Source organism: Streptomyces sp. WAC 01529, from assembly GCF_003945545.1.
Classification (GTDB): domain Bacteria; phylum Actinomycetota; class Actinomycetes; order Streptomycetales; family Streptomycetaceae; genus Streptomyces; species Streptomyces anatolicus.
Genome location: NZ_CP029617.1, coordinates 2816125 through 2828998, shown reverse-complemented (window position 1 = coordinate 2828998; position 12874 = coordinate 2816125). Strand labels below are relative to the sequence as shown.

Sequence of the window (12874 nt, the reverse complement as noted above, 5' to 3'; positions counted from 1 at the left end):
GCTACTCCTCTCGCTCGACGACGCCGGCGGCCTCGCACGCCGCGATGACGTCCTTCGCGCTCGCGCCCTGGTCGACGTCGACGCCCTTGCGCTCAGCGAACGCGCGCCATGCCTCGACGCCCGAGCCCTTGCCCGACCGCGGCGGCGCCTCGACGTCGCCCGCGCCCGCGGGCGAGGGCAATTCGGCATGCGAAGAGTCGGCCGGCTCGGCGGCGCCCCATGCCTTCGGGTTGGCGATCTGCTTACGGGCCCACGTTGGTACGTCGTCGCCGGGCCCGAACACGACCGTGCGGCCGGCGAGGTCGCGCACATGGACGTACTCGGCGAGCTGCTTCCCGCTCATGCGATCACCCCTCTCACGCGACGTCGGCGCAGAACGACAGGTCGGGGTTCGCGAGGACCGGCAGACCGATCGCGGCCGCCTTCGTCCACAGCGCCGGCGGGTCCTTCTCCGCGTAGATGCCCGAGACGATGCCCGGCTCTTCGCCTTCCTCGATTCCGTAATCGCCGTCGAGCGACTCGGCAGTCGTGCCCCACAGCGTCGCGCCGAGGTCGGTCGACTCGGGGTCGCCCGCCTCGCCCGCGGCCGGCAGCAGCAGCACGCGGTCGTCGGGGATGACCCGGGTCGCGACGCCGCCGACGCGCACCTGCGCCTCGTACGTCGAGATCGCCGGCAGGCTGTACGCCCGCAGTACCTCATTGATCGAGGCGACACTGATCACGGACGGCTGCGAGACGCCGCCGGCGTAGACCAGGGCGCGCAGCTCGTCGTTCCGCATCATGAGCGCGACGACCCGGTCGCTCGTGAGGATCGCCCCGGGCGCCTCGCCGTTGGTGACGATGTACGTCGCCTTCCACGCCATGAGGTCGGCGAGGATCGCGGCGGCCGGGTCGGTCCACGCGACCGACGGCACGACGGTGTGCGAGGCGCTGCGGCCGAAGTCCACGGTCGCGATAACGCCGTTCTCGGCGAGCTCGAGCTTGCCCTTGTAGAGCGCCTCGCCGCGCGCGAGCTCCATACGCGCGGACACCGCCCGCGTCATGCGCAGCGAGTCGCGCATGAGTGCGTTGCGCACCTGCCCGTCGAGCCGACGCTGCCGCAGCCGGTCGTACTCGCCGAGCCTGATCTTGCGGGAGATCGGGGGCAGTTCACCCGTGACACGGGCGATCCCGGGCCGAGCCGCGATCGGCGACTCGGCGTCGTACGACCGGAACGTCGCCGCCTCGACGAGCCCCTCGCCGCCCCGCGTGAAGCGGTACTCGAGATCGTCGATCTCAGAGTTCGGCAGCCACCGGGCGAGCGTGAACTGATTCGCCGCGAGGTCGGCCGCGCCCGCTCGCACGTAGCCGGTGAGCTCGGCGGGGGTGATGTAGTCGTTGTTGATCAGCATGGGTTACCTCACCCCTCTCAGAAGAACCGGATGTAGCCGGCGACGTCGCCCTTACCGGCGGCGTCGACAGCGACGGGCAGCTTCGACTCGACGACGGCGCCGTGCCACAAGAGCGCGCCCTGCGGGTCGATCGTGTTGACGCTCGGCGCGCTCACTGCGGTGAACAGAAACCCGACGAGCGCCTCGCGCCCGTCGGATGCCGCGCCGTCGTAGGGGCCGTACTTGCCCGTCGCGGTGATCTTGCCGATCGGCAGACCGCTCGGGAAATAGCCCTTCGGGTAGTGGGTCGCCGGCGTGAACGCCGACGTGTCGAGGGTGATCGTCTGCGCGCTCTCGGTGCCGTGCGCGCTCTTGAGCCACGACTGATCGTCTTGACCGAAGGTCTCGGTCGTAGTGGTGAGGTTCATCGGGGAGACTCCCGGTTAGGTGTTGGTCTTCTTGTGCCGCTCGGCGTACAGATCGCGGCCCGCGGCGACGCTCGAGCGCTGCCGGTCCTTCGAGCGGCCGCCCCGCGCGCCCTGGTCGAACCCGCGCCGATCGCCGCGGCCGCCGCGGCGCGTGTCGCGCCCGCCGTCGCCGTCGCCCTCGTCGTCGTCCTCGTCGTCCGTGTCGGACGCCTTCGGGGCGAGGCGCTTCACGAGCTCGGCGAGCCCGTCCTCGTCGACCTCGCCGTCGTCGTTGACGTACCGCGAGAGGTTGACGTCGTCGGCGACGTCGCTGGCGTTGGGGATGAGCCCCTTCGCCGCGGCGAGGAACCCCTGTCGCGCGAGCTTCCCGCCGTTCTTCGCCCGCTCTTCGGCGAGCGCCTTCCCGACGGCTTCCTCGATCTTCCGCTCTTGCTCGGGCAGCCCGTCGCGCCGCAGTTGATCGCGTTCCTTCGCGGCGCTCGAGTTCTCCTTCGCGCGGGTCTCGTGCTTACGCGCCTGCGCCTTCCACTTTTCGGCTTCGGCTTTCCAGTCCTTGCCGTCGTCGTCGCCCTTGCCCTTGTCGGGCTTGTCGTCGCCGCCGGCGTCGTCGTCCTGGTCGTCGTTGTCGTCGCCGTCCCCGTTGTCTCCGTCGCCGCCGTCCGCGTAGAGGAACGGCGAGAGGGGGTTCGTCGGGTAGGGGTGGAGCCAGCCGGGGGCCGACTCGATCCCGGGCAGCTTGGGCAGAGTGCGCGTGCGCATGGTGGTGTCTCCCGTGTCGGGTAAGGGTGAGCAGTGAGGCGCCGTGTCGGCGCGTCAGTCCGTGTCGACGACGTCGGTCGGCCCGACGTCCTTCGGCCCGGTGAACTCGTGTCGGCGTACGGCCAACATGGGGCCGATCTCGCCGTGCTCGCGGGTGATGATCACCTCGCGGTAATCGGGCCTACGCCCGCCGCGGTCTGACTCGCCGAGATCGCGGGCGATCGCCGCGTGTGCTTCCTCGAGCAGCCCCTCGTCGATGATCTGCCCCGGGTCGCGGTCGCCCGGCAGGGGCTCGGGTTTGCAGTGGCAGCCCGGATGAATCGGCATGAGCTTGTCGACCCGGTACCGCTGCGAGCTCGCGATGACGCACAGCGCGCAGTTCTTCGAGCCCGACAGCCGACGCCGGTAGAACTTCGCCCGGCTGCGCCGCATCGACTGCCTTGCGGCGTGCGTGCGGGCGAGCTGCAAGTCGGTGTCGGTGATGGACCGTAGCCGGTTGGTGCCGGCGTCGACGGCGTCCGTCATGTCTCGGCCTTCGCCGAGCGCCGTCCACACGGACGCGAACGGCCGGGCGTACACCTCGGCCGGCGGCGTGCCGCGCAGCGCCTCGTCGAGCAGTACGCCCGCAGGTGCGGCGGCGCCACCCATCATGTCGGCGACCATGGTCGCGAGGTAGGCGTCGGTGAGCGCGCCCATCTGTTGCTGAGCGCCGAGGACAACGGGCAGCACGTGCTCGACGAACTCGGCCGCGTCGGCGTCGCGGTAGCTGCCGAGCGAGCCGAAAGCGTCGAGGACGAAGGCGAGCAGCCGCTCGCGCAGCCGTCCCGAGATTGCGTCGTACTGCTGCGACAGTGCCGCTTGCGTCGCCTCGCTCATGCCGCGTCACCGGTTCCTGCGGCCGCGGCCGGGGGCGTGCCCGTCGGCTGCGGTGCGGGCGGCAGCAGCGACGCGCCGAGCAGCGCGTCGGCCGCGGCGCCGGAAGCGATCCGGCGTACGCGCTGCGGCGACTCGCCCATGTCTTCCGCGAGGATCGTGAGCGGGTAGCCGATGCCCTTCTTCTTCACCGCGGCGTCGGCGAGCACGGCGGGGTTGAGCTGCCGCGCGTCGGCCCAACGCACTTCGGCCTCAGTGAAGTCGCGCTCGACGCCCGCCTGTCGGGCGCACAGCGTGAACACGTCCTCGAGCGCCTCACCGAAGAACGCTTGATGCTCGCCGACCTTCGCGAGGTGCAGCACGTCGAGCGCCTGCACGGTGTCGGCACTGATGTTGACGAGGTCCGTCGCGAAGTAGTAACTCGGGGTGTTGCTGATCAGCAAGAGGTTCCGAATATCGGCCTCATGCTCTTTCAGGAACCCGCTCAAGTCGGTCGCGTCGAGCTGCCCGAACTTGACGTTCTCGCCCTCGCTCGCCCACACCGCGGACGGGCTCGGTACGAAGGGCTGCTCGACGACCTCGAGCCCCGTCATCGGGTCGACCCGCTTTCGGAACTTGTGGCCCGTGACGTACTTCTGCCGGAACGCCGCATAGCGCCCGGCGGTCATCCGGTTGAGCACGCCGAGATTGAGCCGGTCCTGAATGTCGATCACGCCGGCGAACTCGGGCATAGGGTCCTCGCCGAGATCGGGCCGGCACGGGAAGTCGACCATGGGCAGTGCGCCGAGGTCGTGCGGCTGCTCGTCGCCGTCGTGCTCCCACGCCTGCCGCCCCCAGGGCAGCCGGCCGGGCCCGCGCTGCTTCGTCTTGTACCGCACGAGCCTGTCGGGCAGGTACACCGTTGCGCGGCCGACCCGGGCGACGTCGTCGTACCAGGCTTTGAGCCCGGCGCGTCGCTCGCCCGTCGCGGGGTCGCCCTCGGTGATGCACTCGCTCGGCGTCTCCGCGGTGATGAGCGGCGAGGGGGCGCCGTTCTCTTCCGTCCTGGTCGGGTGCGGCCCGACGATCATGTAGCCGACCGACTGCGACAGGGCGACGCGGTAGACCTGTTTCTGCCGACTGTCGAGCCTGTTGAGCTGCCACCATCGGGCCGCGTCGTCGTCCGGGTTCCCGTCGGCGTCAGTGATCCCGAGGGCACGCAGCCGGTGCACGGGCGCGTTCGCCACGGTGCCCATGAAGTTGGTCCGCGACTTCCGCTGAAACTCGCGGAACGCCTCGCGGGCGTTGGCAGGCAGCTCGGGCAAACGGTGCTGCCCGCGGTACATGTCCCACCAGAAATCGAGGTGTTGCTGCCGGTCCCGCATCCGTCGCCCGAGACGCAGCAGCCACCAGTCGGGAGAGTCGGCCTCGTCGCTCAGCATGTCGCCCCCTCTCGGGCTGTCAGAACGTGAACCCGCCCATCGGCTCGGCCGCTTCGGCGAGCCCCTGCGCGATGGCTTGCGACCGGGCCTCGAACGCCAGGATCGAAGCGACCGCGGCGTCGATCTTGCGAGGTGAGTCGGGGTTCTCTTTCATGATCTGGATTCCCGTACGCCCCTCGCGGCGGCGGGCGTTCAGGAAATGCCGCGTCAGTGCGTACGACCCGTCGTAGGTCATCTCACGCTCGAGGATCGCGTCGAGTAGCCGCTGCGTCGCCCGCACGATCTGAATCGCGCGGCCGCCGGTCATCCACCACTCGACCGGGTGCTGCCGGCTCGCCTTGACCGCGAGCTTCGTGCCGTAGCGCGCTTCCCAACCGGTCACGTGTTCCTGCCACTTCGCCGGGTCCGCGAAGAACCCGACGACGTTGAACCGGCCGAAGGCGCCCTCGACTGCGGTGAGTACCTCCGCCTTCGGCACCTCCCAGTTCTCACCTGCGGCGCCCGCCGGCTGCTCCCACACCCCGAGCTCGAAGAGGTGCCCGTCGCTCACGCGGCAGCCGATCAGAGCCGTCGCGTCCGTCACCTTGCGCGAACGCTTCCGCGACCCGTCGAACCCGAGCGTGATCATCTCGCCGTCGGCGACGAGCTTGTCGAGGTCGCTCACCCCGATCAGCTCGGGCTCGGCGAGCCACGCGTCGGCGGCCGCTTCGGCGAGATTGAAGAAATAGCGCCGGCTGTCCGACGGCGAGTTGCGCGGGTCGAAGATCTCGTTCACGAGCCGGTCGAGGTCCATCACCGCGGCGAAGTCCCCGTACGACTCGACGAGCGCCGAGCGCACCGCCGCCTCGTCCGTGAGGTCGACGCCCTCGGGGCCCGACCGGTGATCGAAGAGCAGCCGCGACGTGCGGGTCTTCCCCTCGCGAATGAGCTTCGCGAACGTGTGCGTCTCCTCGGCGACGCTGCCCTCGCCCGGCGCGTACATCGTCGACGTCTCGAGCGACCAGGGCGACGCGTCCTTACGCTTGCCCAAGTTGCGGCGCACGGTGCTGTACATGCGGCGCAACTCGGGCAGCACGTACAGGTGCGTCTCGTCGAACACGACGAAGCTCTCTTTACCGCCGTCCTTCGCAGCGTTGGACGCCGTCGACGGGACGATCTCGCCGCCGTCCGGAAGGATGATCCGGGTCACGCCCGCGGCATCGCCCGGCAGATCCTCGCCGAGCGGCCCGTCGGTGAGATTGAAGAGCACGTTGTCGTACGTGTTGCCTGCCTGCGACTCCTCGGTCGCAAGGCAGCGAATGAACGGGTAGACGACCGGGCGCCCCATCGGTTCGCCCGGCTCGTAGACGTACTCGAAGTCGCGCCACCGGTAGACCTCGCCGCCCTCGGCCCACCCCGCGAACCGGCACGGGCCGAACGCCTCGAAGAGCACGAAGCGCCCGGCAGTCCCCGACTTATCGCGGCCCTTCGCCCGGCTGAAGAACGCCGAGTCGTACAGCCGACGTCCGGACCCGTCGAGGGCGTAGGCGTCGACCGTGAGGGCGGCGAGCTCGTCGTCGAGCGGGATGCCGTCAGGGTGTTCGGGATCGAGCGGCCGGCCCTGAATGTCGCCGGGCCCGTGCACGCAGAAATGCTCTTTCCACGCGAGGGAAAGCCACCCTAGCGAGCGGGTCCGGTCATGCTCCCGGGCGCGAACGAGGTCACGGGGCATCGGCGGTCAGCCGAGCCCGGCGGTCCGACAGCCGGGTTACCTTGCGCACCGGATCGGTACGGCCGGCTGTGGTCACCTCGTCCTCGTCGGCCGACTCGTCCTCGAGCGGCACGTACCGGATACGGAGATCTCGCCGCGCGTCGAGGGTCGTGCCGAGCACGCGCTCGCGCATGCGCAGCTCGCCCGCGAGGCGAACGTCGCCGGCGAACACCGCGTCGGCGACCATGGCGGTCGTGATCGCGAACTGCCAATCGGCGTCGGACCACAGCACGCAGTGCGGCATCGCGGCGACCCTGTCCCACCACACACGGGTGAGCCGCTGCAACGGCTGCATCTCGGAGCACCGGCCGAGCTCGCGCTCGGTCCACTCGACCCGACGAGCTTCGGGCAGCTCGGGCCGCGACCCGTCGTACGGCTCGTCGACGACGCTCGTCCAGTCGTGCACCGCGGCGACGCGGTTGCGCTTCGGCCCGTCCTTCGGCTTGCGCCCCGTGACTGCCATCGGTCCTACCTCCCGTGTCGGGTGCGCCGAGCGCGCCCGTGTCGGGAGCGCTACAGCAGTTCGTGAATGACCTCGGTGAGGTCACCGAGCCGGCGAGGCGTGCCGCCCCATGTGTCGCCCGTAACTGCGATGTACCGGCCCGTGCCGTAGAGCTCGACCGTCCCGGTCCCGACCGTGATGCGCCGTCCCTGCGGCAGCTCGCCGAGCCCCCACACATGCAGCCCGTCGCCGGACACCGAGCGCTCGACCCACGTCGGGCCGACCTCGTCGAGGATGCGCTGAGCCCACGGGGCAACCCGGTCGCCGTACAGGCAGTGATCGAGGTCGAGGCACACGAGCCCGTCGCCGTCGAGGACGAACCCGAGCCCGGCGCCGACGGGCGACTTCACCGCGTCGCGGTAGCGCGACCACGTCTCGGGGTCGGTGCTGCTCGCCGGCTCGCCGCCGACCGTGATCGGGACCTTCGCCGAGGTGCGCCGCACCCATCGGGGCCGGCTCGTGAGCTCGTCGGGCAGGGTGCGGCGGGCGCGATGCGCCGCGACTCGGCACGTAGCGCCGCAGTACCGGGCGTGCCGCCGCGCGGTGATGCGCAGCGGCTCGTCGCAGTGCTCGCAGCGGCCCGGGTTCATGCTCACCATTCTACCGCAGATGTAACGCTTTTAGCGCTCTGACCTGCGCATTCATCAAATGTCAATGGAGGTCGAGGGGGTGAGAGGCGCTGTGCGGCGCCCTACCGCCGCGCCATCGAATCACCCTCCCCGACCCCTGCCCGTCCGCCCACGGGCAGCCCAGGGGGCACCGTGCCCCGAAATCTCGGCGTTTCATACGCACGGAGCGCCGCAGCACCTCCCGGGGCTCAGAGAGCCGGGGGGAGGGGAGTCACCCCCCAGGGGGGGTCGGGGGGGCTCGATCGGCTGCGGCGCTCGCTTCACAGCAGTCCGGGGTGTCGCTCGACCGGGCGCCAACGGGTGACCCGCGGGGCCTCGTTGCCCTCGCGCGAGCTCTTGATCGCGTGGTGTTCGCTGCACAGCGCTTGCAGGTTCTCGTACCGGTGGTCGTTGCCGGGCCTGATGTGGTCGACGTCGGTCGCTGCCTGCCCGCACACGGTGCTGTGCTCGTGCCATCGGCAACGGTGTTCGTCGCGTGCGAGGACGTATGCGCGTCGTTGTGGCCAGTCGTCGGGCAGCTCGTGCCTTCGTGTGCTGCCTTCCCACTTACCGCTCATGCTCGGCTCGTTCGCGTGCTTCGGGGTCGAGGTAGTCGGCTGCTGCTCGGAGGAATCGGGCGAGCGCCGGCCGTACGTCGGGACCGTCGAGGTCGACCTCGCCGATCTCAAGCTCGGGCCCGTTGCCGACTCGGATGCGGACGGGCATGGTCACGATCGTCTGCGTCATGTCTCGTCGTCCTCGTCGTCGAGGTCGTCCTCGTCCTGGTCGCTGCGCTCGAGGGTGGAGTCGAGGGCAACGCGGTCGAGGTCGAGCTGCCTGCCGAACCCGAAGGGGGTAGGGCTCGTGGTGTGGGGTGGTGCGGGCATGGCGTCGAGCAGCCGGCGGGCGGTGCGTTCGATCTGCCGCAGCAGTGCGGGGTCGTCGGTGCTGCCGTCGGTCCTGATCTCTACCTCGCGTGTCCCGTCCGTGAGGCGTACGCGCATGGGTGCGAGGGTCCTCTCGGAAGGGTGGGCGTTGGTACCGCGCAGGGCGGGGGCGCAGCCAGCGACCCGCACTTGATCGTGTGTTGTCCCGCGCTGCGCGGTGCTCGGGGGTGGACATGCGAACGCCCCCCGGGGTGATCCGTCGGGGGGCGTTGCGGGGGTCTGCCAGTGTCCGGGCATACCGGGCCTGTTCGAACAGGGTGCGACACGTGATCAGTTACGTCAAGTCATGGGGGTTGCAGAGAGTGCGTGTCGCGCTCGTGCGCGTGGCACTGCCGGTACGTGTGCTCTCTACGTCCGCCACCTGTAGGGAGTGGAGTGGAGGGGAGCACGCGCGCGCGAGGTCCCGAGGGAGTCCCCCGGGGACAGAATGGCGTGACCTGCGCACTCGTCCGGGGATCGCAGATTTTTCGCGGGCGAATCGTCTCGGATTCCGGCACGATTCGCCACGCAAAGCGCCCTGATTCCGCGGGCGTTCGCCCCTACTTCTCGACGTGCGGCCGGTCCTCGGGCTGCACCGGAACGTTCACGCGCGCCGAGCGCAACCGTTGCCGCAGGGTGACAGCAGCGTGCACGATCTCGTCGCCCTTCGCCCCACTCGCGAAGGCGTCGGCGACGAACGCTGACACCTCGTCGAGGGTCATGCCGTTGTCGGCTGCCTCGTGCTCGATCTTCTTCGCCATGGTCCCTATCCTCTCGCGGCCGCGCCCCGCCCGGCAGTAGCGGACGGAGCGCCAACCGCCGCGGTGTACCTACTTCTTCGTCGCTCGCCATGCGAGGTGACCTACGGCGACGAGTGCGACGAGCAGCACCGAACCGCAGCCCGTCGACGGCTCGTTGTCGAAGCTCGCGCGATCTCGCAGCTCGCGCATGGACCGGCCGCGCCCGTGCGAGGGCGGTCGGGTCCATTCTCCGCCGAACGTGCCCGGATCGATCTTGTCCTTTGCCATGATGGGTCGTCCTGTCTCTTCGTGGGATAGGTGACCCGGGGCGGCCGCGATGCCGCCAAGCTGTCGGCTGCCCCGGGGGTCAGTGAGGTAGATCGACCCCGGTAGACCGGGGTAGATAGAGGTAGATCGGCGGTAGAACCGCAGGTAGAGCGGCAGGTAGACCGCTACGCGGCTGCCTCGTCGTCCTCGACCGGGGAAGGGGTGTTGAGCGCCGGTACGTCGTCCCGGTGGACACCCCACGCGACCGCCCATTTCCCGGCCGCATCGCGCACCTTCACGGACCGCCGACAGGGGATGTTGAGGGCGCCCAACTGCGCGCGCACTTCGGGCACTCCCCAGCCGGGCAGATAGCCGGGTCGGTCGAGCCCCTCGGCGAGGGTCGAGAGGTGCACGCCCTTCGCCTCTCCGATCGAGGCGACGACGTAGTCGACGAAGGCTTGCTCGGCGGCCGCGCGACGCTCTTCGGGGGACTGCTCGGCGGGGGTGTTCTCGGTGTCCTCGACGACGTCCTCGGCGGGGCGCTTGTGGGTCGCCTTCCATGCGGCACCGAGGGCGGCGGCGAGCAGCAGCCACAGCAGCCACGGCCAACGCCTCACGAGTGACCACACGATGTACCCGAGCCCGCCGAGCACCGCGAGTCGGAAGAGCGGCCCGAGGGCGGCTTTCCACCCGTCGAGGTCGTCTCGGCGGCCGGCTCGCACCCATGCGGTGATGCCGCCGGCGAAGCGCTGCCATGTGGCCTCGAGACCTTCGCCGAGCCACCCGTCGACTTGGCGCTCGGCGAGGCGGCCGGCGGCGCGTGCGATCTGCTGCTTCACAGTGCCTCGCCGCCCTTGCTCGCGACCTCGAGCACCTTCGCCCCTGCCCAGTTCACGGCGTCGGGCCACCACGCGAGCAGCGCCGCAACGCCGGGCAGGAACCCGAGGATCGCGAACGTGATCACCCCGCCGACGATCCTGCGCTTCTCGAGCTTCCCCGACGTCTTGTACAGGGCGATCACGCCGACGAGGACTAGGCACGTGATCACTGCCCCCTCGGGGGTGAGTGTGCCCATGCGACCCGTCGGCAGGGTCGCCGCGCCGCTCGTGCCGGTCGTCGTCTGTACGCCCTTGCTGCCGGCGCTCGAGAACAGACCCGCGATGCCGGAAGCTCCCCAACCGAGCGCCCCACCAACGCAGATCGTCGAGAGCGAGCCGAGCGCCGAGCCGGCCCCGTAGGGCACGAGCTCTTTCGGGTCGCGGTTGCCCTTCCACCACTTGCGGAAGTTGAGCCACAAGATCGCGAGGGCGATCGCGATGCCCCCCAGATTCACCGCGACGTTCATCGGTGAACCCCCGTGATCGCGGCGACGGCGTCGTACCAATCGGTCGCGCCGAAGAGTCCGATGCCGGTCACGGCGACCGCCCACAGCGCCACGACGCCGCGGTGCGCGGTGAAGCGCCGCACAGCGATCGCGAACACGCCGAACGCGAGGGTGTAGCCGAGCCCGACGTGCATCTCGCGTGCCTCATGCATCGTGTACGCCCACGTCGTCGCGGCGCTGTAGCCGGTCCACGGGATCGGGAGCACCGCGGCGCCGAGCGCGACGAGCGCCTGCCACGGCTTCACGTGGTCCGTGAACGCTGCCCACAGCCGGGCCCAACGGCCGAGCTCGGGCTCGGGTTCGGGCTGCTCGGGGTAGACGAGCTCGACGGTCACGCGGTGCTCGATCGGGCCCGGGTCGGGGGCCGGCACGGGGTGCTGCGGTGCAGGGGGCGGCGGGGGCGGGGGCGGTGCGGCGGCGGTGCGCCACGGAGGCAGGTTGGTCGAGCCGGCGGGCGCCGCCGGCAGGGGCGGGGCGGTCGGGATCGGCGTCCCGGCGGGGTACACCGCGCTCGGGGTGATCTCGTTCTTCGACATGGTGACCTCAGCGGTACAAGCTCGCGCCGAGCGCGAGAAACGTGAGAATGACGGCGGTCGTCCCGGCGACCGGCCCGGCGTAGAGCCCGGGGTCGCGGCGGGGAGCGATGCGGACGAGGCCAACGAAGGCGGCGGCCGCAGACAGCGCGAAGTACGCGACGGCGAGAGCGACGAGCACGACGTGCCCCTTCCTGGCTTAGAGGTAGGGACCGTTCGGCTCGGGTCGCTTCTTGGGCTGTGGCTTCTGAGCGTCGCGCGAGTTGACCGTGCGCACGTAGCCGTCGGTCGTCTCCCACCCGCGGCGCGTGAGGTGCTCGGCGATCTGCACTGAGCTCAGCGTCGGCAGCGCATCACGGACGCGCCGCACTGCATCGGCCTTCGACAGCCCGGACACGGCGAGGGCAGCGTCGATCGTCGCGTTCATGGCGTCGAGAGCGGTTGGCTTCTCTTCGCGGGGGCGCTGCGTCTCTTCGTCGGCGGGGTGCGTCGGTGGGATGACGGGCGGCGGTGTGTGCGGCGCCTCACTGTGCGGCGGTGCGGCGGGCGGGGGCGGCGGGGGCGCATCGTGCGTCAACTCCGGTACGGGTTGCGCCTCGACGAGCTGCTGCGCGGTTGCGGCGGTCGGTCCGTACACCGCGGAGTGGTACGCCCGCGCACCGTCGAGGCGCTGCACTTCGGCACTGATCGCGCGCTCGGCGGCGATCTCCTGTCGGCGCTGTTGCAGCCATGCCCGCGGGCCCTCGCCGAGCGGCACGGCGAAGTGCCGCATCACGACGACCCACAGCCCTTTAGCGATCACCGAGACGGCGCCGCCGACGTAGCCGGCGACGCGGTCGCCGCGAATGTAGCCGTGCGCGACGATTGCGACGACGGCGAGGGCAAGGCACACCCAACTCGCCGTGCGGGCAACCTTCGCGCGGTCCTGGTCGTACCGCTCGAGCCACTCGATCGCCATGCACGCGAGCCACGCGGAGTCGAATACGGCGGCCGCGCCATAGGCGATCACGGAGATCACGACGGCGCCGAGCAGATCACCGATACTCGCCGTCGACCACGTGATCGACAGCGCAGTGACGGCGACGGCGACCGTCCCGACACCGACGAGCAGCACGCGGTCGAAGTCGCGCGGCGGCACGGGCACGTAGACGTGATACGTCTCGGGCGTCTCACGGGGCTCGCCGTTGATGTCGGTCGTCACGGTGCGCGTGCGCTCTTCGAGCCGGTACCGGATGCCCGGGATCAACGGCGGCGTTTCAGCCGCCGGGGGATGGCTACGATTCTTCACGGGTCTCTGTCCTTGTCACTCTTCG

At 70.4% G+C, this 12874-nt stretch carries 19 protein-coding genes; all 19 read right to left on the bottom strand.

Annotated features, from left to right (window positions below):
* Position 1: 1 nt before the first annotated feature.
* The 19 genes from DMA15_RS12685 to DMA15_RS12600 all read right to left on the bottom strand — a co-directional run bounded on the left by DMA15_RS12685 (position 2) and on the right by DMA15_RS12600 (position 12849).
* Positions 2–343, bottom strand: a complete 342-nt coding sequence (locus DMA15_RS12685) for a hypothetical protein (RefSeq protein ID WP_125512874.1) — start codon at positions 341–343, stop codon at positions 2–4.
* A gap of 13 nt (positions 344–356) precedes the next feature.
* Positions 357–1391 carry a major capsid protein gene (locus DMA15_RS12680; RefSeq protein WP_125512873.1) on the bottom strand — a complete coding sequence of 345 codons (1035 nt, stop codon included), beginning with the start codon at positions 1389–1391 and terminating at the stop codon, positions 357–359.
* 17 nt (positions 1392–1408) lie between these two features.
* Positions 1409–1798: a head decoration protein gene (locus tag DMA15_RS12675; RefSeq protein WP_125512872.1), complete on the bottom strand. Its 390-nt coding sequence runs from the start codon at positions 1796–1798 to the stop codon at positions 1409–1411.
* A 15-nt stretch (positions 1799–1813) separates the two neighbouring features.
* The gene (locus DMA15_RS12670; RefSeq protein WP_125512871.1) at positions 1814–2557 is read right to left on the bottom strand and encodes a hypothetical protein; all 744 of its coding nucleotides are present in this window, start codon (positions 2555–2557) and stop codon (positions 1814–1816) included.
* 54 nt (positions 2558–2611) lie between these two features.
* Complete coding sequence (locus DMA15_RS12665; protein WP_125512870.1) at positions 2612–3433, bottom strand: hypothetical protein; 822 nt, start codon at positions 3431–3433, stop codon at positions 2612–2614.
* The gene (locus DMA15_RS12660) at positions 3430–4851 is read right to left on the bottom strand and encodes a phage portal protein (RefSeq protein ID WP_125512869.1); all 1422 of its coding nucleotides are present in this window, start codon (positions 4849–4851) and stop codon (positions 3430–3432) included. Before DMA15_RS12660 ends, DMA15_RS12665 begins: the two co-directional genes overlap by 4 nt.
* A gap of 19 nt (positions 4852–4870) precedes the next feature.
* Positions 4871–6562: a Terminase gene (locus DMA15_RS12655; RefSeq protein ID WP_125512868.1), complete on the bottom strand. Its 1692-nt coding sequence runs from the start codon at positions 6560–6562 to the stop codon at positions 4871–4873.
* On the bottom strand, positions 6552–7064 hold the full coding sequence (locus tag DMA15_RS12650) for a hypothetical protein (RefSeq protein ID WP_125512867.1): 513 nt from the start codon (positions 7062–7064) through the stop codon (positions 6552–6554). The genes DMA15_RS12655 and DMA15_RS12650 overlap by 11 nt, the downstream gene beginning before the upstream one ends.
* A 50-nt stretch (positions 7065–7114) precedes the next feature.
* Entirely contained in the window at positions 7115–7693 is a 579-nt protein-coding gene (locus DMA15_RS12645) for a bifunctional DNA primase/polymerase (RefSeq protein ID WP_125512866.1), read from the bottom strand.
* Between the two features lie 299 nt (positions 7694–7992).
* A complete protein-coding gene (locus tag DMA15_RS12640) occupies positions 7993–8289 on the bottom strand; it encodes an HNH endonuclease signature motif containing protein (RefSeq protein WP_125512865.1) in 297 nt (98 codons plus the stop codon).
* Positions 8279–8458, bottom strand: a complete 180-nt coding sequence (locus DMA15_RS12635) for a hypothetical protein (protein WP_125512864.1) — start codon at positions 8456–8458, stop codon at positions 8279–8281. The genes DMA15_RS12640 and DMA15_RS12635 overlap by 11 nt, the downstream gene beginning before the upstream one ends.
* A complete protein-coding gene (locus DMA15_RS12630; RefSeq protein WP_125512863.1) occupies positions 8455–8715 on the bottom strand; it encodes a hypothetical protein in 261 nt (86 codons plus the stop codon). Before DMA15_RS12630 ends, DMA15_RS12635 begins: the two co-directional genes overlap by 4 nt.
* 482 nt (positions 8716–9197) lie before the next feature.
* A complete protein-coding gene (locus tag DMA15_RS12625; RefSeq protein ID WP_125512862.1) occupies positions 9198–9398 on the bottom strand; it encodes a hypothetical protein in 201 nt (66 codons plus the stop codon).
* Positions 9399–9467: 69 nt separating this feature from the next.
* A complete protein-coding gene (locus DMA15_RS12620) occupies positions 9468–9665 on the bottom strand; it encodes a hypothetical protein (protein ID WP_125512861.1) in 198 nt (65 codons plus the stop codon).
* Between the two features lie 164 nt (positions 9666–9829).
* Positions 9830–10483, bottom strand: coding sequence for a hypothetical protein (locus DMA15_RS12615; protein ID WP_125512860.1), 654 nt, complete (start codon positions 10481–10483; stop codon positions 9830–9832).
* Positions 10480–10989, bottom strand: coding sequence for a hypothetical protein (locus tag DMA15_RS12610; protein ID WP_125512859.1), 510 nt, complete (start codon positions 10987–10989; stop codon positions 10480–10482). The genes DMA15_RS12615 and DMA15_RS12610 overlap by 4 nt, the downstream gene beginning before the upstream one ends.
* Positions 10986–11564 carry a hypothetical protein gene (locus DMA15_RS12605; RefSeq protein WP_125512858.1) on the bottom strand — a complete coding sequence of 193 codons (579 nt, stop codon included), beginning with the start codon at positions 11562–11564 and terminating at the stop codon, positions 10986–10988. The genes DMA15_RS12610 and DMA15_RS12605 overlap by 4 nt, the downstream gene beginning before the upstream one ends.
* 7 nt (positions 11565–11571) lie before the next feature.
* Positions 11572–11742, bottom strand: a complete 171-nt coding sequence (locus tag DMA15_RS36630) for a hypothetical protein (protein WP_164551746.1) — start codon at positions 11740–11742, stop codon at positions 11572–11574.
* An 18-nt stretch (positions 11743–11760) separates the two neighbouring features.
* Positions 11761–12849, bottom strand: coding sequence for a hypothetical protein (locus tag DMA15_RS12600; protein WP_125512857.1), 1089 nt, complete (start codon positions 12847–12849; stop codon positions 11761–11763).
* Between the last annotated feature and the right edge of the window lie 25 nt (positions 12850–12874).